20 protein-coding genes and 3 pseudogenes are annotated in these 24,127 nt (G+C 41.0%); 20 read left to right on the top strand and 3 right to left on the bottom strand.

Annotated elements, in window-relative coordinates; all coding sequences use genetic code 11:
- Positions 1 to 64: 64 nt before the first annotated feature.
- The 3 genes from glpK to BVE84_RS05925 are packed head-to-tail and all read left to right on the top strand — an operon-like array spanning position 65 to position 4,166.
- Positions 65 to 1,579 carry a glycerol kinase GlpK gene (gene glpK, locus BVE84_RS05935; RefSeq protein WP_076996146.1) on the top strand — a complete coding sequence of 505 codons (1,515 nt, stop codon included), beginning with the start codon at positions 65 to 67 and terminating at the stop codon, positions 1,577 to 1,579.
- Positions 1,580 to 1,594: 15 nt separating this feature from the next.
- Complete coding sequence (gene glpO / locus BVE84_RS05930; RefSeq protein WP_076996145.1) at positions 1,595 to 3,421, top strand: type 1 glycerol-3-phosphate oxidase; 1,827 nt, start codon at positions 1,595 to 1,597, stop codon at positions 3,419 to 3,421.
- A gap of 37 nt (positions 3,422 to 3,458) precedes the next feature.
- The gene (locus tag BVE84_RS05925) at positions 3,459 to 4,166 is read left to right on the top strand and encodes an MIP/aquaporin family protein (RefSeq protein ID WP_076996144.1); all 708 of its coding nucleotides are present in this window, start codon (positions 3,459 to 3,461) and stop codon (positions 4,164 to 4,166) included.
- Between the two features lie 47 nt (positions 4,167 to 4,213).
- Here BVE84_RS05925 and pepF read toward each other — a convergent pair whose 3' ends face one another.
- On the bottom strand, positions 4,214 to 6,004 hold the full coding sequence (pepF, locus tag BVE84_RS05920; RefSeq protein ID WP_076996143.1) for an oligoendopeptidase F: 1,791 nt from the start codon (positions 6,002 to 6,004) through the stop codon (positions 4,214 to 4,216).
- A 128-nt stretch (positions 6,005 to 6,132) separates the two neighbouring features.
- Here pepF and BVE84_RS05915 point away from each other — a divergent pair, with 128 nt between their 5' ends.
- The 4 genes and pseudogenes from BVE84_RS05915 to BVE84_RS05905 all read left to right on the top strand — a co-directional run bounded on the left by BVE84_RS05915 (position 6,133) and on the right by BVE84_RS05905 (position 8,497).
- Positions 6,133 to 6,471: an ATP cone domain-containing protein gene (locus BVE84_RS05915; RefSeq protein WP_075099752.1), complete on the top strand. Its 339-nt coding sequence runs from the start codon at positions 6,133 to 6,135 to the stop codon at positions 6,469 to 6,471.
- Between the two features lie 155 nt (positions 6,472 to 6,626).
- Positions 6,627 to 6,820, top strand: a pseudogene (locus BVE84_RS10730) (phage tail tip lysozyme); the annotation flags it as partial.
- 73 nt (positions 6,821 to 6,893) lie between these two features.
- On the top strand, positions 6,894 to 7,496 hold the full coding sequence (locus BVE84_RS05910; RefSeq protein ID WP_076996142.1) for a DUF6088 family protein: 603 nt from the start codon (positions 6,894 to 6,896) through the stop codon (positions 7,494 to 7,496).
- A 2-nt stretch (positions 7,497 to 7,498) separates the two neighbouring features.
- Complete coding sequence (locus BVE84_RS05905; RefSeq protein ID WP_076996141.1) at positions 7,499 to 8,497, top strand: nucleotidyl transferase AbiEii/AbiGii toxin family protein; 999 nt, start codon at positions 7,499 to 7,501, stop codon at positions 8,495 to 8,497.
- A 209-nt stretch (positions 8,498 to 8,706) separates the two neighbouring features.
- Here BVE84_RS05905 and BVE84_RS11330 read toward each other — a convergent pair whose 3' ends face one another.
- Positions 8,707 to 8,880: a transposase gene (locus BVE84_RS11330; protein ID WP_135017461.1), complete on the bottom strand. Its 174-nt coding sequence runs from the start codon at positions 8,878 to 8,880 to the stop codon at positions 8,707 to 8,709.
- A 201-nt stretch (positions 8,881 to 9,081) separates the two neighbouring features.
- Between BVE84_RS11330 and ylqF the strand changes: the two genes are divergently transcribed.
- The 13 genes and pseudogenes from ylqF (at position 9,082) to BVE84_RS05840 (ending at position 22,438) form a co-directional block, all read left to right on the top strand.
- On the top strand, positions 9,082 to 9,933 hold the full coding sequence (gene ylqF, locus BVE84_RS05895) for a ribosome biogenesis GTPase YlqF (RefSeq protein ID WP_076996140.1): 852 nt from the start codon (positions 9,082 to 9,084) through the stop codon (positions 9,931 to 9,933).
- Positions 9,920 to 10,696, top strand: a complete 777-nt coding sequence (locus BVE84_RS05890) for a ribonuclease HII (RefSeq protein ID WP_076996139.1) — start codon at positions 9,920 to 9,922, stop codon at positions 10,694 to 10,696. Before ylqF ends, BVE84_RS05890 begins: the two co-directional genes overlap by 14 nt.
- 1 nt (position 10,697) lies before the next feature.
- A complete protein-coding gene (locus BVE84_RS05885) occupies positions 10,698 to 11,243 on the top strand; it encodes a sugar O-acetyltransferase (RefSeq protein WP_076996138.1) in 546 nt (181 codons plus the stop codon).
- 21 nt (positions 11,244 to 11,264) lie between these two features.
- Complete coding sequence (locus BVE84_RS05880; protein ID WP_076996137.1) at positions 11,265 to 12,233, top strand: ROK family protein; 969 nt, start codon at positions 11,265 to 11,267, stop codon at positions 12,231 to 12,233.
- 346 nt (positions 12,234 to 12,579) lie between these two features.
- Positions 12,580 to 13,422 carry a DNA-processing protein DprA gene (dprA, locus tag BVE84_RS05875; RefSeq protein ID WP_076996136.1) on the top strand — a complete coding sequence of 281 codons (843 nt, stop codon included), beginning with the start codon at positions 12,580 to 12,582 and terminating at the stop codon, positions 13,420 to 13,422.
- A gap of 101 nt (positions 13,423 to 13,523) precedes the next feature.
- Positions 13,524 to 15,608, top strand: a complete 2,085-nt coding sequence (gene topA / locus BVE84_RS05870) for a type I DNA topoisomerase (RefSeq protein WP_076996135.1) — start codon at positions 13,524 to 13,526, stop codon at positions 15,606 to 15,608.
- Positions 15,609 to 15,759: 151 nt separating this feature from the next.
- A pseudogene (locus tag BVE84_RS11135) lies at positions 15,760 to 15,908 on the top strand (DUF3307 domain-containing protein); the annotation flags it as partial.
- A gap of 18 nt (positions 15,909 to 15,926) precedes the next feature.
- On the top strand, positions 15,927 to 16,538 hold the full coding sequence (locus BVE84_RS05865; protein ID WP_076996134.1) for a histidine phosphatase family protein: 612 nt from the start codon (positions 15,927 to 15,929) through the stop codon (positions 16,536 to 16,538).
- Between the two features lie 274 nt (positions 16,539 to 16,812).
- Positions 16,813 to 18,198, top strand: coding sequence for a methylenetetrahydrofolate--tRNA-(uracil(54)-C(5))-methyltransferase (FADH(2)-oxidizing) TrmFO (gene trmFO / locus BVE84_RS05860; protein WP_076996133.1), 1,386 nt, complete (start codon positions 16,813 to 16,815; stop codon positions 18,196 to 18,198).
- Between the two features lie 83 nt (positions 18,199 to 18,281).
- Entirely contained in the window at positions 18,282 to 19,397 is a 1,116-nt protein-coding gene (locus tag BVE84_RS05855; protein ID WP_228062208.1) for a low temperature requirement protein A, read from the top strand.
- 160 nt (positions 19,398 to 19,557) lie between these two features.
- Positions 19,558 to 20,382 (top strand): alpha/beta hydrolase, encoded by an 825-nt coding sequence (locus BVE84_RS05850; protein ID WP_076996132.1) that lies wholly within the window; start codon positions 19,558 to 19,560, stop codon positions 20,380 to 20,382.
- Positions 20,383 to 20,514: 132 nt separating this feature from the next.
- Positions 20,515 to 21,261 (top strand): esterase family protein, encoded by a 747-nt coding sequence (locus BVE84_RS05845; protein WP_076996131.1) that lies wholly within the window; start codon positions 20,515 to 20,517, stop codon positions 21,259 to 21,261.
- A gap of 13 nt (positions 21,262 to 21,274) precedes the next feature.
- On the top strand, positions 21,275 to 22,438 hold the full coding sequence (locus BVE84_RS05840) for an ATP-grasp domain-containing protein (protein WP_076996130.1): 1,164 nt from the start codon (positions 21,275 to 21,277) through the stop codon (positions 22,436 to 22,438).
- Here the strand turns inward: BVE84_RS05840 and BVE84_RS05835 are convergent.
- Positions 22,419 to 23,913, bottom strand: a pseudogene (locus BVE84_RS05835) (IS1182 family transposase). The gene BVE84_RS05840 and the pseudogene BVE84_RS05835 sit on opposite strands and share 20 nt — an antisense overlap.
- Between the last annotated feature and the right edge of the window lie 214 nt (positions 23,914 to 24,127).

Below are 24,127 nucleotides of genomic sequence, written 5' to 3'. Positions count from 1 at the left end.
CGTTACAATAAGGATAAGCAGAAAACAGAAAGCGTTTTCAATCATATAATAACGGAGGTCTCCTATGACACAAGAAAAATACATCATGGCTATCGATCAAGGCACGACGAGCTCACGCGCCATCATCTTTGATAAAAAAGGAGAGAAGGTCGGAAGTTATCAGAAGGAATTTCCGCAAATTTTCCCAAAACCAGGTTGGGTAGAGCATAATGCCAATCAAATTTGGAATTCAGTCCAATCGGTCATCGCTGGAGCTTTTATCGAAAGTGGCATCAATCCGTCCCAAATCGAAGGAATCGGGATTACCAACCAGCGTGAAACCACGGTTGTCTGGGAGAAGGAGACTGGACTTCCAATCTATAATGCCATTGTCTGGCAATCCCGCCAAACTGCCCATCTTGCTGACCAGTTGAAACACGATGGTTACTCGGATATGATTCATCAAAAGACTGGTTTGGTCATCGATGCCTATTTTTCAGCAACCAAGGTTCGTTGGATTTTAGACCAAGTTCCTGGCGCCCAGGAACGAGCTGAAAAGGGAGAAATTCTCTTTGGTACCATTGATACTTGGCTTGTATGGAAGTTGACGAATGGTCGATGCCATGTGACTGACTATTCTAATGCAGCGCGAACCATGCTTTATAACATCAAGGAACTGAAATGGGATGATGAAATCCTTGCCCTCTTGAATATTCCAAAGGCCATGTTGCCAGAGGTAAAGTCTAATTCAGAAATTTATGGCAAGACGGCACCGTTTCATTTCTACGGTGCAGAAGTTCCTATTTCTGGTATGGCAGGTGACCAACAGGCAGCCTTGTTTGGACAGTTGGCCTTTGAGCCAGGTATGGTGAAAAATACCTATGGCACAGGATCTTTCATCGTGATGAATACGGGTGAAGAGATGCAGTTGTCGACCAATAACCTTCTAACAACAATCGGTTACGGTATCAATGGCAAGGTCTACTATGCCCTTGAAGGCTCTGTTTTCATTGCAGGTAGTGCTGTTCAATGGTTGCGTGACGGTATGCGTATGGTGAAAGAATCTCCTGAATCTGAAGCCTTAGCGCGTCAGTCTACCAGCAATGATGAAGTCTATGTAGTCCCAGCCTTTACAGGTCTTGGCGCACCGTATTGGAATTCAGAAGCACGCGGTTCTGTCTTTGGTTTGACACGTGGAACCACCAAGGAAGATTTTGTAAAAGCGACTCTCCAATCCATTGCTTATCAGGTACGTGATGTGATTGATGTCATGCAAATTGACTCGGGCATGCCCATCTCTGTCTTGAAGGTGGACGGTGGAGCAGCGATGAATAGTCTTCTCATGCAGTTCCAGGCAGATATTTTAGGGATTGAGATTGCACGAGCGAAAAACCTCGAAACAACAGCTCTTGGCGCAGCATTTCTTGCAGGTCTGGCTGTCGGTTTCTGGAAAGATTTGGATGAATTAAAGACCTTGAATGCCGTCGGTCAATCCTTCCAGCCAGCTATGAACGATGCACGTAAGGAACAATTATATAAGGGATGGAAGAAAGCAGTTGCAGCGACTCAGTTATTTGCAGAAATAGACGAAGAAGAATAGAAAAGAGAGCAGAAAATGGAATTTTCAAAAGAAACAAGACGCTTGGCTATTGAAAAAATGCAGGATAGGCAACTTGACTTGCTGATTATTGGAGGAGGAATTACCGGTGCAGGTGTAGCTTTACAAGCAGCAGCAAGTGGGATGGATACAGCCTTGATTGAAATGCAAGACTTTGCGGAAGGGACAAGTAGCCGTTCTACGAAATTGGTTCATGGTGGTTTGCGCTATTTGAAACAATTTGATGTTGAAGTTGTCTCAGATACGGTTTCAGAGCGTGCAGTGGTCCAACAAATTGCACCGCACATTCCAAAACCAGACCCGATGCTCCTTCCGGTTTATGATGAAGAAGGGTCCACTTTTAGTATGTTTCGTCTAAAAGTTGCCATGGATCTATATGACCTTTTAGCAGGTGTTAATAATACGGACTTGGCTAATAAGGTATTAACAAAAGAAGAGGTCTTAGAGCGCGAACCGCACTTGAAGCAAGAGGGGCTTGTCGGTGGCGGGGTCTATCTTGACTTTCGCAATAATGATGCTCGGCTAGTGATTGAAAATATCAAGCGTGCAGCGAAAGACGGCGCTTTGATTGCAAGTCGTGTCAAGGCAGAGCATTTCATCAAGGATGAACAGGGTAAGATTATCGGCATTGGCGCGCGTGATCTCTTGACAGACAGTCACTTTGAAATCCGTGCCCGTCTCGTCATCAATACAACAGGTCCGTGGAGCGATGAAGTCCGTAATCTTGGTGGTGAAGGCAGCGGACTCTTGCAGATGCGTCCAACAAAAGGTGTCCATCTAGTCGTAGATAGCGCGCGTCTTTCTGTACCGCAACCGACCTATTTTGATACAGGTTATGCAGATGGGCGAATGGTCTTTGTATTGCCACGTGAAAATAAGACCTATTTTGGAACGACAGATACAGACTATTCCGGTGATTTAGCAAATCCAATGGTGACGCAAGAGGATGTTGATTATCTGCTGGATATCGTCAACAATCGTTTCCCTGATGCTAACTTGACTCTCGATGATATTGAAAGTGGCTGGGCTGGTCTCCGTCCGTTGCTATCTGGAAACGGTGCTTCTGATTATAACGGCGGAAATAACGGTAAATTGAGTGATGATAGCTTTAATACCCTAATTGATACTGTGAAAGCCTACCTAGACAATAAAAAAACACGTGACGATGTGGAGCATGATTTGACCCAACTTGAGGGTAGTGTATCTGAAAAAAACTTGGATCCGTCAGCTGTTTCTCGTGGTTCCTCTCTTGATCGTGATGACAACGGCCTGCTAATCCTTGCTGGTGGGAAGATTACTGATTTCCGTAAAATGGCGGAAGGAGCCCTTGAAAAAGTAGCCACAATTCTTGAGAGCGAATATGGCCGCAAGTTCCGATTGATCAATTCAAAAACCTATCCTGTATCCGGTGGAGAATTGAATCCAGCTAATGTGGCAGAAGAAATCGAACATTTGGCACAGTTGGGGGTTAAAAAAGGTTTGGCCTATGAGGATGCGCTCTACCTTGCAAATCTGTATGGTTCAAATGCACCAAAGGTCTTTGCACTTCATCACAAGGTGGAAGCAGTGAGCAATCTCAATCAACGTGACTTACTATCTCTTCATTATGCAATGAAAGAAGAGATGACTTTGACGGCAGTAGATTATCTCCTTCGTCGGACCAACTATATGCTCTTTATGCGGGAACAACTAGATGGTATCGTTGAGGATGTATTGCAGGAAATGGCGGCTTACTACGCTTGGTCTGAAGAAGAACAAGTGGCACAGCGCACCTTATTGGACGAAACCTTAGTCAAGAATGACTTGGCTTACTTAAAGAAATGAAACAGATCAGTAGTATAATAAAAGGAGTCTATTCTATATGGTAAAAGAATTATTGGGTGAAGTAATCGGAACTACCTTACTTATCTTGTTAGGAAATGGGGTTGTAGCAGGTGTAGTCCTTAATAAGAGTAAAAGCAAGGATGCTGGCTGGATTGTCATTACAGTCGGTTGGGGGCTTGCTGTTGCAATGGCAGCTTTTGTCAGTGGAATCTTAGGACCTGCTCACTTGAATCCTGCGGTATCCATCGCTATGGCCTATGCAGGAAATCTGTCTTGGGCGTCTGTTCTCCCCTACATCGCTGCTCAATTTGTTGGAGCCTTTATCGGTAGTATCTTGGTGTATGCAATGTATAAGGATCACTACGATGCGACAGAAGATACTGGAGCCGTTCTTGCGACTTTCTCAACAGGTCCAGCTATTCGCAATATCGTTACCAATACAGTCAGTGAAGCAATCGGTACTTTTGTTCTAGTTCTTGGTCTATTAGCGTTTGGCAACTATGATATGCCTGCCGGTCTTTCGACCTTGACAGTCGGAGCCTTGATTGTCTCTCTCGGAGTTTCTCTAGGTGGTCCAACAGGGTATGCTTTGAACCCTGCGCGTGACCTAGGTCCCCGTATCATGCACGCTATTCTTCCTCTGAAACATAAGGGGGATTCAGACTGGGGGTACGCGATTGTACCAGTCCTAGGGCCCATCATCGGAGGACTACTAGCTGCTATCTTTTATGGATTAGTGTTCTAAAACTCAATAAAAACCCTATCAAAACGAGATAGGGTTTTTATTGAATATTACATCAACTCTTCTAAGCGATCAACCAAAGAACCGACATAGGCAATGGTGTCTCTCAGAGGTTTGTCTGTTGAGACATCAACACCAGCGTGCTTAGCAAGGTCTTGTGCAGATAGGCTAGCTCCTAGGGAAAGGGTTTCGAGCCATTTTTCAACAACTGCTTCAGGATTTTCTTCCAACTGTTTGGCCATCGCTGTTCCGATGGTGAGACCGGCAGAATAGGTATATGGATATAAGCCAATGTAGTAATGGGGTTGACGCATCCAAATCAGACCTGCTTCTTCTCCAATTTCAAAATCTTGTCCCCAGAATTCTCTGATGATGTCGAGTTTGATTTGGCAAAGAATCTCTCCGTTTAGATATTCATCCCTGTCCAAACGTGTATAGACTTCGCGTTGGAAAGCGGCCTCTAATAAGTGAGTGACCATGTTGTGGAAGTAGGTACGACTAATCAACTCACTGATGAGGTAGGCTTGGAAAGCAGGATCTTGATTTTGTTTCAAGAGAGTGTTACAGGTCAGTACTTCATTGGCAGTAGATGGTGCTTCAATGAAGTAAAGGGACGGGTCATAATTGAGAACGCTTTGCTTTTTCGCCAACTGGAAATGACCGGCATGTCCAAGCTCGTGGGCGAGAACTAGCACCTCATTCATCAAACCAGTCCATGATAAGAGGATATAAGATGGTCCATCATATAGGGTTGCACAATACCCCCCTGTGGCCTTTCCTTCGTTTTGAGCAAAGTCAATCCAACGCTCATCAAAGGCTTGCTCAATCATCTTGATATAATCGTCTCCCAAAATTCCCAGACAGTCAATTAAGAACTGCTTAGATTCTTCAGGTGTAATCCGTTGATTGAAGTCTGATGGAAGACTGATTTTTAGGTCTGCGTGGGTGATTGTGTCAAGACCATGTGCTTTTGCGACTAACTTTACATAGCGACGCATATGAGGAGCTAGTTCTTTCATAATCACATCAATTTGGCGATCAAATAGATCACGGGAGACATGTTGACTAAAGAGCAAGTAATCGATGGTAGAGTTGAAACCACGTAATCTAGCTTCAATTTGCTCATTTTTGATGTGAGATAAGTAATCTGCCGCAGTGGTATTCTTGTATTTTTTGAGGGTAGAATAGAAGCTAGCAGCAGCATTGCGGCGAATTTCTGTATCGTGGCTGATTTCGTAATCATTTTCAAATAGCACGTAGCTATTTCCGTAGGATTGACCATTTGCAGTGAAGTTGTCAAAGGTCATATCTTCAAATTTTGTCGTTTCATACTGACGGTAGGGCTGTTCAAATGTTGGAGCAAAATTGGCTAATAATTCTTCTTGTAAAGGATGCAGTTGATGTGGTTTTTGCCGAAGAATATCATTGATATAGCTGGTCCATTGAGGCTCTTTAGCGCTAACCTGGCTTAGCATATCATCTTCAAGAAGAGCCAGTTGTGTTTGTAAGAAAGCAACCTTGGGATAGCTAGTAGCCATGGTTATTTGGTATTCGTTGGCAAGAGCGGCAAGCTCCGTATTCATCTTGTCTACATCTAGGTTTAAAAAAGCATAGTGGCTCAGCTTACTGTCAATAATACGAATTGCTTCATATTCTTTAAGGGCCTCAATAACCACTTCGACAGAAGTGAGCTTGTCCTTGTAGTGATGTTCAAACTGCTCAACCTGCACTTTGTAGGCAGCAAGAGCTTCTTGATAGGCTTGGTGACTGGGATAGATGAGGGAAGTATCCCAGGTTAATGAGGCATCTATATCTTGACGTTTGGGCATAGCATTTGTCATGTAAATTCTCCTTTTTTGTATTGAAAATATTATATCATATTTCAAGGAAAAAACTTGACAAATAGCTAGAATCCTTGGATAATAGTAGTGTAAGAGGGATATGGAAACCTAATGAAAGGAGCTTTCTTATGCAAGTCATTAAACGGAGTGGAGAAGTCGTTGACTTTGATCCAGAAAAAATTTATCAAGCGATTATAAAAGCTGCTCGCACGGTATATGTCATTGATGATACTTGGCGCCAAAATCTAGCTCAAGTTACTAAGAAAGTCGTGTTAGACTTGGAAGAAGCTCATACAGAGCGCCCGACGATTAGTATGGTTCAGTCACAGGTGGAGCACCGTCTAATTGATGCAGGCTATATTGCGATTGCTGAGCACTATATTTCTTATCGCCTCCAACGTGACCTCGAGCGCAATGGTTACGGAGATCGTATCAATGTTCACCTACGCTTTGAACAAGTAAGATAATGAAAAGAAGCTGTCTACGGACGGCTTTTTGTGTCGAAAAGACGAGTTTTCTATTATTTTAATACTCAATAACAAGTAAAAGTAGACTAGTCGCTAATTTCCTTATAATTGAAGCCGAAGAGGGATTTGAAGCAGACTATTCCTAAAAAAGGTAGATTTCGATTATCAGTACCATTGATAATGGTCAAGATTGGAGGCGCACAGCAGCAGGAATACGGACATGTGCTTTTCGTGAAGAAAGTCTACCCAGATGGCTCATTTTTTATCTTGGAAACCAACTACAATGTATACCTTCCGTAGATTATCTGGAATAGATAGTAGCTTGAGTTTTGCTTATACGACGAAATAATTGACTGAAAGATAGTTGTTGTTTTGTCCCAAATATTGTATAATATTTGGGACAAGGACAAGGTGGTGAAGACTTGAGTAATATTAAAGCTAAAATGAATAGTAAGATTGATAATCTACCAGAGGGGGCTGTCTTTATTTCAAGTGATTTTTTAGAGATTGCTGATTATGAAACAGTTAGAAAAACATTGAATCGATTTGTTAACGAAGGAACGATTCAACGTATTGTAAACGGTGTATATTACAAACCAAGGTTTATTGAGTTAATTGGGGAATATGAGTCTCCTTCAATAAATGAAGCGGCTATTGCCATTGCTAGAAAATATAATTGGACCATTGCACCTTCAGGGAACACAGCTCTCAATTTATTAGGGTTGTCGACACAAGTCCCAGTTCAATGGACTTATATTTCTGATGGCCGGTATGTTGATTTTCAAATTGGAAATACGAAACTAGTGTTCAAGCGAACAACAAATAGTACCATTTCAAATATGTCGCGATTAACTGCGTTAGTTATTCAAGCCATCAAAGCTATTGGAAAAGATAAGATTTCAGAAGAACAGATTCTTTATCTTAAGACTAGGTTAACAATAAGTGATAAAGAAAAACTTCTTGAGGAAGGCAAGACTACCAGTGCATGGATTTATAAAGTCTTGAAAAAAATAGGAGAATCCTAAAGATGCTAGAATTTAAAAAAGTTTCCAAAGAAGACCTTCAAGCCATTATTAGAAATGCTTCGGAAAGACTTGTTATCAATGAAGTGATCGTTGAGAAAGACTATTGGGTTTGTTTCGTACTCAACTATCTCTTTACAATGAGTGAATGGAAGGATGCTTTTACATTTAAAGGGGGCACAAGTCTTTCTAAGTGCTATGATCTAATTAAGCGATTCTCAGAAGATATTGATTTAATCTTGGATTGGCAGGTAATTGGATATGGCAAAGACGAGCCATGGCAATCCCGTTCAAATACGCAACAAGATAAGTTCAATAAGGAATCAAATTTAAAAGCAGAAGACTTTCTTGTGAATGTATTAATTCCGCAGATGAGGTTAGATTTTGCGAAACTGATTGAAGATGATTTTCAAATCGATGTTGATGTGAATATCCCCCAAACAGTACTTTTTGAATATCCAACAAGTTTCCAATCAGAGTATGTGAAGCAAGTCATTCGCTTGGAAATTGGTGCTTTAGCTGCCTGGACACCTTCTGAAATGGTAGAGATTACTCCTGATTTATACAAGATTTACCCGATGTTATTTGCGGGAGATAATATCCCTGTTAGGACTGTTTTACCAGAGAGAACTTTTTGGGAAAAAGCTACTATTTTACATCATGAGGCAAATAGGCCAGCAGATAGTAAAATGCCTATACGCTATGCTCGGCATTATTACGATATTTACTGTCTTGCCCAGTCGATTTATAAGAATAGAGCCTTTACTAATCGAGAGCTATTAGAGAAAGTTGTTTCATTTAAGAAAAAATTCTATCCTCGAAACTGGGCAAAATATGGAGACGCAACCATTGAAAGAATTAGATTGCTTCCAGATGATTACAGATTGAAAGAAATTGAATCTGATTACAACCAGATGAAAGAAATGTTTTATGGGTCTGTTCCATCATTTGAAGAGGTATTGACAACTATTGCTAATCTAGAGAAAGAAATCCATAAACTTTAGGTGCCTGTTATTTTAGTCACCCGTGGGTGGCATTTTTCTATACGAGGGGTATGTTGTATATCTGATACTGTTTAAAAATTAAAAGCACTTGAAATCTACTCTCTATGATAAAGCGATTTGACCTTTTCTTTCGTTAATGAATGAATCGTCTCCTGAAATCTATCCATCACCTCCTTTAAGGAATGGAAAAAGTAATTTTTAAATTCTTCTTAGCGAATCGTATTCCAAATTTGCTCAATGGGATTCATTTCTGGACAGTAAGGCGGAATAAATAGTGACTCAATATACTGAGAGATTCTAAAAACTTTCGCTTTATGCCAAACAGCATTGGAAGTAAAGGACGGAAAAATGAAAAAAATCGTGGTATAATAGGCATTGTCCATTTTTCTATCAAATATAGTCTCGATGTTTTTTAGATGTTAATGAAGAGGACTATATTATGTATTTGTGAAGGCGAGCAAAAAATTATTGGGGATGAAATGGTTTGGTGGAATCAGTCTACATTGGGTGACTTTTTGGTGACCCGATAGGATTTAGGCAGGTTTACCTCCATTAAACCCTTGATATGAAAGGATTTATAAACTATGGCTACTATTCAATGGTTTCCAGGGCACATGTCAAAAGCAAGGCGACAGGTGCAGGAGAATTTAAAATTTGTTGACTTTGTAACGATTTTGGTTGATGCACGCTTACCTCTATCCAGTCAAAATCCCATGTTGACAAAGATTGTGGGTGACAAGCCAAAGCTACTCATTTTAAATAAGGCTGATTTGGCCGATCCTGCAGCTACCAAGCAGTGGCGCCTATATTTTGAGAGCCAAGGCATCCCGACCTTGACGGTCAATTCCAAGGAGCAATCGACTGTCAAAAAAGTGACAGAAGCAGCCAAAAAACTGATGCGGGAGAAAATCGAGCGTCAGAAAGAGCGAGGCATCCAGATGGAAACCTTGCGCACGATGATTATCGGGATTCCTAATGCAGGAAAATCAACCTTGATGAACCGTTTGGCAGGTAAAAAAATTGCAGTCGTTGGAAATAGACCCGGTGTCACCAAGGGACAGCAGTGGCTTAAATCCAATAAAGACTTGGAAATCCTTGATACCCCGGGTATCTTATGGCCTAAATTTGAAGATGAAGAGGTAGCGCTTAAATTAGCGCTAACAGGTGCTATTAAGGACAATCTTTTACCTATGGATGAGGTGACCATTTTTGGACTGAATTACTTCAAAAAACACTATCGCGAAGCCCTAAAAGAGAGATTCAAGCAGATGAATCTAGATGATGAAGCGCCTAAAATCATCATGGATATGACGAGAATCCTTGGATTCCGTGAGGATTATGACCGCTTTTATACCTTGTTTGTCAAAGAAGTAAGAGACGGTAAGCTAGGGCCTTATACGCTAGATGCGGTAGGAGAGACAGATGGCAACGATTAAAGAAATAAAGGATTTGCTCGCGACCATTACCGATAAAACCGATTCTCGCTTAGAGATATTGGCTAGGGATACACGAGCAGGTGTACAGACATTACTTCAGAAAAAAATGAAGGATTTTCAAAGTGAGGAAGCAGAAAATGCCCGACTAGAGCAAATGCTAGTTTATGAAAAGGCCTTGTATGCAGAAGGGGTTGAATTGATTGCAGGAATTGATGAAGTCGGACGAGGCCCCTTGGCAGGACCAGTGGTGGCTGCTGCAGTCATTTTACCAAAAGGCTGCAAAATTCGTTATTTGAATGATTCCAAAAAAATTCCCAAGGCGAAACACCAAGCTATTTATCAGGAAGTGATGGAGCGAGCAATCAGCGTAGGAATCGGTATCCAAGATAGCCAAATGATTGATCAAATCAATATCTACGAGGCAACTAAACTTGCCATGCTAGAGGCCTTGGGGCAATTATCCGAGAAACCGCAGCATTTACTGATTGATGCAATGTCCTTAGAGGTGCCGATTGACCAGACCTCCATTATCAAAGGGGATGCCAATAGTCTTTCGATTGCTGCCGCAAGTATTGTAGCAAAGGTTACTCGAGATCAGATGATGCTTGCATTCGATAAGGTTTATCCCGGTTATGATTTTTCTCACAATGCAGGTTACGGGACGGCAAAACATTTGGAAGGTTTACAAAGAAACGGTGTAACCCCTATTCATAGGACAACTTTTGAGCCCATCAAGTCAATGCTTCAGAAAGGAGAGTGGTAAAATGACAGAACGTGAAAAAATGCTGGCAGGACTTCTATATGATGCTAGTGAAGAAGAATTAGTAGCGTTACGCAATCTAGCTCGTCACTATCGCATGCAATTCAATCAGGAATTAGATGGAGTAAAACGCAGCCAGTTACTCAAATCATGGTTTGGTAGCACTGGTGAACGGATTTACATAGAGCCGAATATTTCCTGTGACTACGGTTGCAATATCCATGTAGGTGACAATTTCTATGCTAATTTCAACTGTACCTTTTTAGATGTGTGTCCCATTACGATTGGTGACAATGCTATGTTAGGGCCGAATGTGCAATTACTGACTCCTCTTCATCCCCTCGATGCAAAAGAGCGGACTGCAGGATTGGAGTATGGGAAGCCGATTACGATTGGTCATCATTTTTGGGCTGGTGCTGGAGCTATCATCCTACCAGGAGTATCCCTAGGAGATAATGTGGTCGTTGGAGCAGGTTCTGTCGTAACTAAGTCATTTGGGGACAATGTTTTTATAGCAGGAAATCCTGCACGCGTCATCAAAGCATTATAAAATATGGAAAAGCAGAGAAAAATGAAGAGTGACACCTATTACCTGACATTTGACATTGGAGGAACGTTTATCAAGTACAGTCTTATGTCAGAGAACTTTCATCTATTGGAGCCAAATCAGACGCCAACTCCTACTGATATGGAAACGTTTTTATCTTGTTTGGAAACGATTGTGGAGACATACCGTGAGCAAATATCAGGTATAGCTATTTCTTGTCCAGGTACTATCCATCGCAAAACAGGCTTTGTCTATACAGGGGGCTTGATTCCCTATTTGAAGGCCCTGCCTCTTGCTCAACATCTAGAAAAGCGGTTCTCCCTGCCTGTCAGCGTCTTAAACGATGCGGATGCGGCTGGTCTAGCAGAAGCAAGATTGGGAAATTTGGCAAGTATCCAATGCGGGGCTGCGTTGGTACTGGGGACAGGGGTTGGTCTGGCTCTTGTAAGCAATGGGAATTTAGCGACTATCGCATCATTAAAGGCAAACAACCTCCTGCTAAATCCAATAGGACAGTCGTTAAACACTAACTCACCAAATAGCTTACAGGAAGTAGGAGCCATTCTTGGCCTTCATTTGCAAGGTGTCAAGAGCCTAGTCTCTAACGCTGGATCCGCCGTCCAGTTTATTGAACAAGCTAGTCAGCAGTTACAGCTGCCAGAAACAAATGGGATGACTGTCTTTCATCATTTATATGAAGGTGTCAATCAAGAACTAGCTGATTTATTTGGTAACTACTGTCGTGACATTGCCTACTTAATCTTGAATCTGACCAGTCTTGTCAAATTAGATAAGGTCGTTATCGGTGGAGGTATTAGCCAGCAAGACTTGCTGATTGAGACGGTTCGAGATTCTTATCAGGAAGTTGTAAAAGCAGGGGCAGTAGCTCCTCACTTGCTAGAACCAGTGGAAATCCAGTCCTGTCAATTTCACAACCAAGCCAATTTGATTGGAGCATTGTGCTTTTACTTTGAAAAATATCAAAAATCGTGACATGATGTATAGCTGTCAATGATTAGATCTTGTGTCTAACATGTAGGGCTACATATATGCCAAGATTTTTCTTTTTCAAAAAAATCTCTATATCCTACTTTTTGAACATCATACTCAAAAAAAATCAATTTGGACACCTGCTATTAATACTCAATAAAAATCAAAAGTAGACTAGGAAACGAAGGCGAAGGTAGAACTCTGTTCCATCTTGTTTTAAGGGAACAGGCTGAAAACCTCCACTGGAGCTTTTCACTCACCGAGACAAGGTGACAACGTATCCTTTTGATTTTTAAAGAGTATAAGGAGTTTGCTTTTCTTTTGCGAATAAAATCAATAGAGGTGAACAATGAATAACTTTGAATTATTTAAATTAAAAAAGGCGGGTTTGACCAACCTTCAAATCTATAAAATCTTAGCTTATCAAGAAAGAGAAGGAAAATCCCTATCTATTCAAACAATGGCCCGAGTATCTAGTTGTCCCAATCCTGTCTTTTTTATTGAGCGGTATCAGCAGTTGGATATCAAGGCCTGTCGAAAGGAGTTTCAGTGCTATCCATCTCTTTCCATTTTGGATGAAAGCTATCCGATGGAACTAAAGCAAATATATAATCCTCCGGTCTTACTGTTTTACAAGGGAAATAAAGAGCTGTTAAATAAGCCAAAGTTGGCCGTTGTAGGAGGAAGAACCGCTAGTCAATCGGGGATTCGTTCTGTCCAAAAAATCATCAAAGAACTTCAAAATCGCTTTGTCATTGTCAGTGGATTAGCAAGGGGAATTGATACGGCTGCTCATATGAGTATTTTGAAAAATGGAGGTAAAACGATTGCTGTTATTGGCAATGGACTGGATGTTATTTACCCCAAGGAAAATAGGGAGATACAAGGGTATATTGCCAAACATCAGCTACTTTTATCAGAATATATGCCGAAAGAAAAGCCGCTCAACTATCATTTTCCAGACCGCAATCGGATTATAGCTGGTCTATCACGTGGCGTCATCGTAGCAGAAGCTCAAATGCGCTCCGGTAGCTTGATTACCTGTGAATATGCCTTAAACGAAGGACGTGATATTTTTGCGATTCCTGGGAGTATTATAGACGGAAAATCTGCAGGTTGTCATTTTCTCATCCAGGAAGGAGCAAAGTGCATCACTTCAGGCCTAGACGTCCTTTCAGAGTATCAGTTGTAAAACATGTTTTCCTATAGGAAAAGAAAAATCTTGACACTTACCTGAAAATAGTATATTCTTTTTGAAGCTATACTAGTTTAAACTATTGTAAGGGTAAGAATATGGTAACAACAAAGAAAAAGACAACTACCAAAAAAAATTTGGTCATCGTGGAGTCGCCGGCCAAGGCCAAGACGATCGAAAAATATTTAGGACGCAATTACAAGGTTGTTGCCTCGGTCGGACATATTCGTGATTTGAAAAAATCAAGCATGTCTATCGATTTTGACAACAATTATAAGCCAGAATATATCAATATTCGGGGCAAAGGTCCACTTATCAATGACTTGAAAAAAGAAGCGAAAAAAGCGAAAAAAGTCTTTCTCGCAAGTGACCCGGATCGCGAAGGAGAAGCCATTTCTTGGCACTTATCCCATATTCTGGGACTGGATGAGCAGGACAAGAATCGTGTAGTCTTTAACGAGATTACTAAGGATGCGGTAAAAAATGCTTTTAAAGAACCACGGGCCATTGATCATGATTTGGTAGATGCCCAGCAGGCTCGCCGTGTCTTAGACCGCATTGTGGGATACTCCATTTCCCCCATTTTATGGAAAAAGGTCAAAAAAGGGTTATCTGCTGGTCGCGTGCAGTCAGTGGCCCTCAAATTGATTATTGACCGAGAAAATGAAATCAACCACTTCAAGCCAGAGGAATATTGGACTATTGATGGCACTTTTAAAAAGGGAGCCAAGAAGTTCCAAGCTAGTTTTTATGGTTTAGACGGAAAGAAGTTAAAACTCGAAAATAATGAGCAAGTAAAAGAAGTCATGGCACGGCTGAAGGGGGATGACTTCCTAGTTGATAAAGTAGATCGTAAAGAAAGAAAGCGCAATGCACCACTGCCTTACACTACCTCAACCTTACAGATGGACGCGGCGAATAAAATCAACTTCCGAACTCGTAAGACGATGATGGTCGCTCAGCAACTGTATGAGGGAGTTAGCCTTGGAACGGGTGGTACACAGGGGCTGATTACCTACATGCGTACCGATTCGACTCGGATTAGTCCCGTCGCTCAAGCCCAAGCAGCAGACTTTATTACTGAGCGGTTCGGAGCCAAGTATTCTAAGCACGGTAGCAAGATAAAAAATGCGTCTGGAGCGCAAGATGCTCATGAGGCTATTCGTCCATCTAATGTTCAGTTGACTCCTGAGTCTATTGCTAGGCATCTAGATAAGGATCAACTACGACTCTACACCCTGATTTGGAATCGATTTGTGGCCAGTCAGATGACTGCAGCGATTTTTGATACCATGAGTGTGCGATTGGAGCAAAATGGGGTGCTATTTTCAGCGAATGGTAGTCAGGTCAAATTTGACGGTTATATGGCGGTTTACAATGATTCAGATAAGAGTAAGATGTTGCCTGATATGGAAATCGGTGACAAGGTCCAACGCGTCCTCACTAAGCCAGAGCAACATTTCACACAACCTCCTGCCCGTTACTCAGAAGCAACTTTAATTAAAACGTTAGAAGAAAATGGGGTGGGGCGTCCGTCGACCTATGCTCCGACCATTGAAACCATTCAAAAACGTTACTATGTGAAATTGGTTGCCAAGAGATTTGAGCCGACGGAGCTAGGTGAAATTGTCAACAAATTGATTGTTGACTTCTTCCCAGATATTGTCAACGTAACCTTTACTGCTGAAATGGAGCAAAAATTGGATGATGTTGAGATCGGAAAGGAGCAGTGGCAAAAAATTATTGATAGCTTCTATCAGCCGTTCAAACTCGAATTAGCCAAGGCAGAAACGGAGATTGAAAAAATTCAAATCAAGGACGAACCAGCTGGATTTGATTGTGATGTCTGTGGTCATGAAATGGTGATTAAGTTAGGACGTTTTGGTAAATTCTATGCCTGCAGCAACTTCCCTGATTGTCGCAACACCAAGCAAATCACCAAAGAAATTGGGGTGACTTGTCCTGAATGCCATAAGGGACAGGTCATTGAACGAAAGAGTAAGCGCAATCGTGTGTTTTATGGCTGTGATCGCTATCCAGAGTGTGAATTTACTTCTTGGGATAAACCAGTTGGACGTGCTTGTCCAAAATGTGATCACTACCTCGTTGAAAAGAAAGTCCGTGGCGGAGGTAAGCAAGTCGTCTGTCCAAATGGTGATTACGAAGAGGAAAAAGTGAAATAGGTTACATAATATATATTATGTCAATCAACAGATATCCTATATTTCTACGAAAAATAAAATTATCCCAAATATTTACTATTTTTAAAATTAGTAGATATTGGGGGTAATTGTTGTTATAATAAAACAAAAAAGGAGGAGAACAATGTCATATTTTGCCTTAATCGGTCTTGTCTTTCCCTCCGAATCAACTCCCCGTACAATAAAGTATCGGAAAATCCTGTTTTTGGAGAATATTATCTCATCGCCTTCCTCTTTAGTATCCTAAGCGTTTTGATTGACACTTGGATATATTTGTTGTAACAGAATAGGAATCACTGTATGAAACATATTATTACCGTGCAACATCCCCAATCTCAACACCATGTCAACGGTATGGTCGGTTCGTGGACAGACTGGTCCTTGACCCAAGAAGGACGTAAGCAGGCTCAAGCTATTGCTCGTCATGTAAAAGAAATGGTACCCACAGATTGTTCTCTTGCTATCTATAGTTCAGATTTAAAACGAACCCAAGAAGTTGCTGAAATGATTGGAGAAGCAGTTGACGTGGTACCTACCTATTTACAAAGTTTGCGTGAAAGAAATTTGGGAAAATGCTGTGGAAAATCTGTGCAATGGCTAAAAGAAAATATTGAGAAAGAGGAGTTTACGATTGATGATAGATTGTTCTCAGATGCAGAAAGTAGACGAGATGTTTGGGAAAGATTGCTTCCTACATATGAGACGATCTTGCAGACAGATAAAGAGTGGATTATTTTAGTTTCTCATGGTGATTTATTAGCTGTCTGGAATGCTATCTTTCTCGGTTTACCCGTTGATTTTTTGAATAAAGCAGATTTATTTGGATATGCTGGCGGTATTTCTTATATGTATATCGATAAAAAAGGAAAGCATCTCATCAAACAAATCAGTGATCTATCCCATTTGAAGTAGTTGGAAAGAATACTTTCTCCAAAAAAGAATAGAAAAAGGGCTACTACAGTGCTTTCGTTTTAAAACAGGTGTAGGAATCGGTCGATACTTACAAGGTAAAAAGCCAGTAAAGAACTCAAAGCGAAAATGGGAGAGTGACATAGTGTTTGATAAACACAAGACCATCAATTTTTTTCACTTTGAGTTCGTGGCATGTGCCATTATAAAATGAAACTAAAAAACGATAAAATAATAGAAAGATTTGAGGGACTTGGTCCCAAAGAGGTATTCGTTCTTGTCTCAATCGAACGCAAATTATATCAATGTCATCGGAGCTGGTTTAGCTGGATCTGAAGCAGCTTATCAAATTGCAAAACGGGGTATTCCTGTAAAACTCTATGAAATGCGTGGTGTTAAGCCGACTCCGCAGCATAAAACAGCTAACTTCGCAGAACTGGTCTGCTCCAACTCCTTTCGTGGTGATAGTCTAACCAATGCGGTAGGGCTTCTCAAGGAAGAAATGCGCCGCTTGGATTCCATCATTTTGCGCAATGGTGAAGCCCACCGAGTACCTGCCGGTGGTGCGATGGCGGTCGACCGTGAAGGGTATGCTGAAAGTGTTACCGCAGAATTGGAAAATCATCCGCTCATTGATGTCATTCGTGGAGAAATCACGGCTATCCCTGATGATGCCATTACCGTTATCGCGACAGGACCACTGACCTCTGATCTTCTTGCTGAAAAAATTCATGCGTTTAACGGTGGCGAAGGGTTTTATTTCTATGATGCGGCGGCACCGATTATTGACAAATCAAGTATTGATATGAGCAAGGTTTACCTCAAATCACGCTACGATAAAGGGGAGGCAGCTTATCTTAACTGTCCAATGACCAAGGAAGAATTCATGAATTTCCATGAAGCCTTAACAACAGCAGAAGAAGCACCACTCAACTCCTTTGAAAAAGAAAAATATTTTGAAGGCTGCATGCCCATTGAAGTGATGGCAAAACGGGGTATCAAAACCATGTTATATGGTCCAATGAAACCGGTTGGCTTGGAATATCCAGATGATTATGAGGGACCACGCGATGGTGATTTTAAAACTCCATACGCTGTTGTGCAACTTCGTCAGGACAATGCCGCTGGAAGCCTCTATAATATTGTTGGTTTCCAAACTCATCTTAAATGGGGCGAACAAAAGCGTGTTTTTCAAATGATTCCAGGACTAGAACAGGCTGAATTTGTCCGGTATGGTGTCATGCATCGCAACTCCTACATGGATTCGCCAACTCTATTGACCCAGACCTTTCGTTCTAAGAAAAATCCTCAGCTCTTTTTTGCAGGTCAGATGACAGGAGTAGAAGGATATATAGAGTCTGCGGCATCTGGTCTGGTCGCTGGTATCAATGCAGCCCAGATGTTTGAAGGAAAAAAAGAGGTGATTTTCCCTGAAACAACAGCAATCGGAAGTTTACCATACTATGTCACTCATGCAGAAAGCAAGCATTTCCAACCAATGAATGTCAACTTCGGCATTATAAAGGAATTAGAAGGTCCACGTATTCGCGACAAAAAAGAACGGTATGAGAAAATCGCTGAGCGGGCGCTGACAGACTTAAACAAGTGTATCGAATACTTGAATGAACAGAGTTTAGAAAGTACCTTGTCTCCTTTACAGTAGACAAGGTAAGACAATCCACCATCACTTAAAATAGACTGTTAGAATGTGACAGGGTCACGATATACTAACATAGTAAAGGAGGAATGACACCTTTGATTCGACATAAGAAAGTAGAATTGACTGAACTTTTTTACGACTTGGTTTATGTCTATGTTATCTCACAGATTACTCATATCTTATCTCATTTTCATCATGGAAATCTTATTTTAGAAAATGTTATTGTCTTTAGCATTGCTTTGATTATTTTTATCAATTCTTGGATGGTTCAGATGGTTTTTACCAATCGTTTTGGGAAAAATAGTGCTACAAATACCAGTTTTATGCTCTTGCAGATGATTTCTTTGCTCATTGCAGCAAATACCCTATCGACTGATTTGCAGGGTATGATTATTCCTTTCTTTAGTTCTTTAACCTTCTTAACCTCATTACTATTGTTACAATATGGTATAGAATATTCCTCTGTTACAAAGGCAGCGGATAAATATTTTATTAAGCGTTTCTTTTATATTTTAGGGATACGAATCCTCAGTCTCTTGCCCTGTCTATTTTTACCCTATCGCCTCAGCCTTGTGATAGCGGTGCTAGGAATTCTTGTGACCTGGCTTCTACCTTCTCTTTTACTAAATCCCGACAAGACAGTGGCTCTAAGAGGATTGACCCCGATTCATTTTTCCCATTTGATTGAGCGTCTCTCTTTGCTAGTGATTATTACTTTTGGGGAGATGATTGTTGGGATTGTCCCTTATTTTTCAACTGAGCTACTGTCATTTTATTCCCTATTTCCTTTTTTGACGGTTAGTAACCTATTCCTGTTCTACATAAAGGAAATAGATTCCCTCATTGATGTTGATAAAACAGATGTTTCTGGTAACGGTGCAATCTATTACCACTATTTTATCTTCTTTGGCTTAAGTTTTGTCACGGCAGCATTCACCCTCCTGCGAGAGCAGAATGGGGTCAATAATCTGGTCATAAGTGTTCTCTATGCTGGTATCTTGCTATTTTTAATAGGCGTTCTCTTGCATGCACCCTATCATAAGGCAGGTTACAGATGGGGACGGACATTTTACGGTATCGAATTATTACTGCCAGTTATGGGTCTTCTGATGAGTATAGGTCTGGGGGGGAAGTCTGACGAGTGTCACTCTCATTGCTTGCTTAGTAACTTCAGCGATGACATGTATGATCATCCGCTTTAGATAGCAGCTTATTTTAAGAAATGGCTATAACTTTGCAAAGAGTCGATAGCCATTTTTTTGTTCGTTCTTTCCGAATTTTTGCAAAAAATAACCAAATTTTCTGAATATTTCATCAAAAGTATGGTATACTAATTCTAATCAAAATTGAAATGAGAGTCCTATGAATAGATCTTACTTTTATCTTGATATGAGAACTCACGAATTAGAGGTTCCCTACACCAAGAATAAGCGTCGAGTGAGGGTCTTATTACCCAAAAATTATGAAGCAGATACGACCCAGTCTTATCCTGTTGTCTATTTTCACGATGGGCAGAATGTTCTCTATAGCAAGGAATCATTCAGCGGACATTCTTGGAAGGTGATTCCAGCTATCAAACGTAACCCTGATATTGCTAAGATGATTGTTGTTGCCATCGACAATGACGGTTTCCAACGGATGAACGAGTATTCCGCCTGGAAATATAAGGAAATCAATATCCCCGGTGTTCAATTTGGCGGCAAAGGGACAGAGTATGCAGAATTTGTCATGGAGGTAGTGAAACCTTTCATTGATGGTGAGTACCGCACTAAGTCTGATAAGTTTCATACTGCTATGATTGGCTCTTCCTTGGGTGGAAATATCACTCAATTCATGGGATTAGCTTATCAGGACCAAATTGGTTGCTTAGGAGTGTTTTCATCTGCCAACTGGCTACATCAAGAGGCATTTGATCGCTACATTGAACGTCAGGAACTGGATCAGGAACAGCGGGTCTATATTTATGTAGGGACAGATGAAGCAGATGATACAGATAAGACCCTAATGGCAGGCAATATCAAACAGGCTTATATCCACTCTTCCATTTCTTATTATCGCCAGTTGATTGCTGGAGGAGTAGAATTGGACAATCTTGCCTTGGAAGTCATTTCAGGAGCTGTTCATAATGAAGAGGCCTGGGCAAAATATTTGCCAGATTGCCTACGTTTTTTAAGTGAGAAATGGTAAGAAATAAAACATGAAAGGAAAGTGTGTGGCACGATTTCGTTTACAGCTAATTGAGTTCGGGCTAAAAGCTCGAAAAATAGAGCAAGATTCCTATTTTTCATTCGCTTTCTTCACACACTAGGTATGTTCGCTATGCACGTAGAATTTTTAAGTCATTGGTCAGGAAATTTAGGTCGCGAAATGCAACTCAATCGCTATGGCTACGCTGGTATTCCAGTAGTTGTCTTTGCATCATCAGGAGGTTCCTATACGGAATATGCTGATTTTGGAATGATTGAGGCTTGTAAGGATTCCATCGAAGCTGGAAAAGTCCAGTTTTTCACGCTTACCAGTATTGATAAGGAAAGCTGGTTGGCAGATTGGAAATCGATTCATGACCGAGCAGAAGCGCACCGAGCTTATGAACGCTATGTGATTGAAGAGGCTATCCCTTTTATCAAGCATAAGACAGGTTGGTTTGAGCCAATGATGACAACAGGCTGCTCTATGGGGGCCTACCATGCGCTGAATTTCTTTCTCCAACATCCAGATGTTTTCAATAAAGTGATTGCCTTGTCAGGTATCTACGATGCCCGCTTCTTTAATAACCAGCAAGATTATGGTCATGATGATGCGGTCTATCAAAATTCTCCTGCTGATTATATTTGGAACCAAAATGACGGCTGGTTTATTGACCGCTATCGCCAATCTGACATTATTGTCTGCTCTGGGCTTGGAGATTGGGAGCAAGATGGACTACCAAGTTTTTATAATCTAAAGGCTGCTTTTGCTGAAAAACAGATTCCTGCCTGGTTTGATGAATGGGGAAGTGATGTAGCCCATGACTGGGTGTGGTGGAGAAAGCAAATGCCGTACTTCTTACGGACTCTTGATTTATAGAAAGGTGATATGTATGAATTATATTGTTATTTCGCCCTACTATCCTGAAAACTTTCAACCTTTTACGATTGAGTTAGCCAAGAAAGGCATCACTGTCCTAGGAATTGGGCAAGAGCCTTATGACCAGCTAGGGCCAGACCTTCAGGGAGCTTTGACAGAGTATTTCCGTGTTGAAAATCTAGAAGATATTGATGAAGTCAAGCGTGCTGTTGCCTTCCTATTTTACAAGCATGGTCCGATCGACCGGATTGAGTCTCATAATGAATATTGGTTGGAAAATGATGCTGCCCTACGTGAACAATTTAATATCTTTGGTGCCAAGTCTGCAAACTTGAAGAAAACAAAGTTCAAGTCTGAAATGAAAAAGTATTTCTCTAAAGCAGGTGTACCGGTCGTTCCAGGTATGGTAGTAAAAACGGAAAAAGATATTGAGAAGGCTGTGAAGTCGATTGGTTTCCCAATACTTGCCAAGCCAGATAATGGTGTCGGGGCTTCTGGAACTTTCAAACTAACTAAAAAAGCTGATTTAGAAACATTTAAAGAGGCTTGGGATGGACAAACCGTTTATTTCTTTGAGAAATTTGTCCATTCTAGTATGATTACAACCTACGATGGCTTAATTGACAGCAAGGGAAAAGTTGTCTTTGAAACAGGCCTAACCTATGTTCACACTCCGTTTGAATTACTGCAAAGTAAGAAAGATAACGCCTATTACATTGAGAAAGAATTGGACCCCAAATTAGTAGAATACGGACATGCCATCATCAAGGCATTTGGTATGAAAGAACGCTTCTTCCATATCGAATTTTTCAAGAATGGTAAGGATTATATTGCAATCGAATATAATAACCGAATGGCTGGCGGGTTTACCGTAGAAGGTTATAATTACGCACATTCGATTGACCTATTCAGGGATTATGCCAATGTAGTGACCGGTGGTGAAGTGGAGGAACGAAGATTTGATGCTCAATACTGCTTGGTAGTAACACGTCGTGACACAACAGATTATGTTCACTCAGCAAATGACATTCATCAGAAATTTGCTGATAGGATCAAGACAGTCAAGCGTATGCCAGAGGCCTTTGCCGAGTTGCAAGGAAATGATGCCTATCTCCTTGTGACAGAGAGTAAAGAAGAATTGGATGAAATGGTTGACTTTATTGGTCTAACAAAATAGAACGAACCGAAAGATACCAGAAATGGTATCTTTCAGATTGAAGACAAACCATTCCTCCGAGTGGTTTGTCTTTTGGTATTCTGATGAAATCTAGCCATTTCTTTGAAAATCTCCACTTTCAAAGCAAAACAAAAGGCCTTCCCAGCCATCATCTTTACGTATTTTTTCAAATTTAAACACGCCAAAGTCAGCCCAACCTTATCCTCCATTTTAGACTTCCCTCTTTCTCTTGTATAGCGTAAATTATGATATTCCTTAGCTGTCCCAAAAAGTCGCTCAATCGTCTCCTTGCGTTTCTGGTACAAGGCTCTCATCCCTCTTTGATGACGAATATCTTCACATACTTCTAAATAATCTCTCCAAATATGACGGGTTATAGTGCGTTGATGATTCTGACTCTCTGTGCAAATACTGAGGAGAGGACAGCTAGCACATTTCTTAGCATCACTTTTGTATTCACGGTAACCCCCTCGAGTAGTTGTACGGTAGTCAAGAAGCTGATTCTCAGGACAGATATAAACATCATAGTAGTCATCGTAAACAAAATCTTTGGGACGGAGTTTCTCTTTTTTACCTCTTGGTCTAGTATAAGGAAAAACAGGAGTGACTTCTTGGTCAAGAAGGAATTTAGCGATTGTAGGTGTTTTATAGCCAGAATCAGCTACTAAATAGTCTGGACTAAACGGTTTTAACTTAGCCCAAAGCACAGGAAAAGCCTGGCTATCATGGATATTGCCAGCCTCAACTGTATAAGCAAGTGCCCAACCATGCTTATCGCAGGCAACTTGGGCACTGTAGGCAAAGACCTCCTTATGCTCACCCTTATGAAACCAACCGCTCTCTGGATCCGTTGTCGACATTTTCTTTTCAACGGGCTCTTCTTCTGCGGCGGGCTTTAAGGACTTTTTTCCGTGTTTCTCCCGATCTCGGTTGACTTCTATTTCAAGCTGTTCTGCCATGAATTTAGCCTGCACCTGAACTTCTTGACGGGTATATTTGTGGTTATTAGCAGCAGCTTTAATATGTGTGCCATCTACGAACATCTCTGAGGGATCAATGAGACCAGCCTTGAGGCAGAGTCCTAGAATATGGTCAAATATTCTCTCTATCAAGTAACGATCCTTGAATCGGCGTTGATAATTCTTGCCGTAAGTCGTAAAATGGGGAACCCTGTCACCCAAACTAAGTCCTAAGAACCAGCGATAGGCTACATTCACCTCAATTTCCTTGATGGTCTGTCGCATGGAACGAATACCATACAGACACTGGATAAGGGGTATTTTAATGAGTAACACAGGATCTAAACTTGGTCGACCAGTTTCATGACTATAGCTATCTTGCACTAAGTCATAGATAAAATTAAAATCGACATGTCTATCTACTAGACGCAGTAGATGGTCTTGGGGAACAAGTTCGTCAAGGGTATAAAAACCGACTTGATTGCGGTTGAGTTCTGGATTATCTTTATGAAACATAGTCTACCTCCTGTATCCTATATTTCTATTATACTCTTATTCAATAAGAAAAGCCCTCAGAAACTGAGTTCTGTTGACTTTGTCTTCAGTCATAACCACCCGTGAAAACGGGTGGCTTGTACACCGGCTGTAAGCCGTTTCTCTCCAGCGACGTCTAAAGACGTTCGCTGAACTTCGTTCAGGTTAGTGCTATAATTACTTGACTAATGCCCGT

Origin of the sequence: Streptococcus azizii (assembly GCF_001984715.1) — a bacterium.
Lineage (GTDB): Bacteria > Bacillota > Bacilli > Lactobacillales > Streptococcaceae > Streptococcus > Streptococcus azizii.
Note: the sequence above shows the minus strand (reverse complement) of the source record. Positions and strands in the feature narration are given on the sequence as shown.

What these genes read in the sequence shown, in the direction of transcription:
- glpK (WP_076996146.1), top strand. Translation starts at nt 65, where the DNA reads ATGACACAAGAAAAATACATCATGGCTATCGATCAAGGCACGACGAGC.
- glpO (WP_076996145.1), top strand. Translation starts at nt 1,595, where the DNA reads ATGGAATTTTCAAAAGAAACAAGACGCTTGGCTATTGAAAAAATGCAG.
- BVE84_RS05925 (WP_076996144.1), top strand. Translation starts at nt 3,459, where the DNA reads ATGGTAAAAGAATTATTGGGTGAAGTAATCGGAACTACCTTACTTATC.
- pepF (WP_076996143.1), bottom strand. Translation starts at nt 6,004, where the DNA reads ATGACAAATGCTATGCCCAAACGTCAAGATATAGATGCCTCATTAACC.
- BVE84_RS05915 (WP_075099752.1), top strand. Translation starts at nt 6,133, where the DNA reads ATGCAAGTCATTAAACGGAGTGGAGAAGTCGTTGACTTTGATCCAGAA.
- BVE84_RS05905 (WP_076996141.1), top strand. Translation starts at nt 7,499, where the DNA reads ATGCTAGAATTTAAAAAAGTTTCCAAAGAAGACCTTCAAGCCATTATT.
- BVE84_RS11330 (WP_135017461.1), bottom strand. Translation starts at nt 8,880, where the DNA reads ATGGACAATGCCTATTATACCACGATTTTTTTCATTTTTCCGTCCTTT.
- ylqF (WP_076996140.1), top strand. Translation starts at nt 9,082, where the DNA reads ATGGCTACTATTCAATGGTTTCCAGGGCACATGTCAAAAGCAAGGCGA.
- BVE84_RS05890 (WP_076996139.1), top strand. Translation starts at nt 9,920, where the DNA reads ATGGCAACGATTAAAGAAATAAAGGATTTGCTCGCGACCATTACCGAT.
- BVE84_RS05885 (WP_076996138.1), top strand. Translation starts at nt 10,698, where the DNA reads ATGACAGAACGTGAAAAAATGCTGGCAGGACTTCTATATGATGCTAGT.
- BVE84_RS05880 (WP_076996137.1), top strand. Translation starts at nt 11,265, where the DNA reads ATGAAGAGTGACACCTATTACCTGACATTTGACATTGGAGGAACGTTT.
- dprA (WP_076996136.1), top strand. Translation starts at nt 12,580, where the DNA reads ATGAATAACTTTGAATTATTTAAATTAAAAAAGGCGGGTTTGACCAAC.
- topA (WP_076996135.1), top strand. Translation starts at nt 13,524, where the DNA reads ATGGTAACAACAAAGAAAAAGACAACTACCAAAAAAAATTTGGTCATC.
- BVE84_RS05865 (WP_076996134.1), top strand. Translation starts at nt 15,927, where the DNA reads ATGAAACATATTATTACCGTGCAACATCCCCAATCTCAACACCATGTC.
- BVE84_RS05855 (WP_228062208.1), top strand. Translation starts at nt 18,282, where the DNA reads ATGACACCTTTGATTCGACATAAGAAAGTAGAATTGACTGAACTTTTT.
- BVE84_RS05850 (WP_076996132.1), top strand. Translation starts at nt 19,558, where the DNA reads ATGAATAGATCTTACTTTTATCTTGATATGAGAACTCACGAATTAGAG.
- BVE84_RS05845 (WP_076996131.1), top strand. Translation starts at nt 20,515, where the DNA reads ATGCACGTAGAATTTTTAAGTCATTGGTCAGGAAATTTAGGTCGCGAA.
- BVE84_RS05840 (WP_076996130.1), top strand. Translation starts at nt 21,275, where the DNA reads ATGAATTATATTGTTATTTCGCCCTACTATCCTGAAAACTTTCAACCT.